1 protein-coding gene is annotated in these 222 nt (G+C 34.7%); it reads left to right on the forward strand.

Annotated elements, in window-relative coordinates; all coding sequences use genetic code 11:
• On the forward strand, positions 1-222 hold a 222-nt coding region (locus CBI42_RS12970), incomplete at both ends, for a hypothetical protein (RefSeq protein ID WP_179211453.1).

The following is a 222-nucleotide window of genomic DNA, read 5'->3' on the forward strand; positions in this document are numbered from 1 at the left end:
GGCGCAGATACACCACAATTTTTTAAATCAATTAAATTTACTTATACGGATAAAGACGGCGAAACAAAGTCCAAAGATGTGCCTCCGGTTCTTGATGATATATTGGAACTCCCTGAGGTGCTACAAATTCATAAAAATATTGAAATCGAATATGAATGGGACATTGATACCATCAAAGAAAAAGCTGGCCTTGATATCGAGAATGGTGATTACTATAAATTT

This window comes from Streptococcus sp. KR (assembly GCF_002238115.1).
Taxonomy (GTDB): domain Bacteria; phylum Bacillota; class Bacilli; order Lactobacillales; family Streptococcaceae; genus Streptococcus.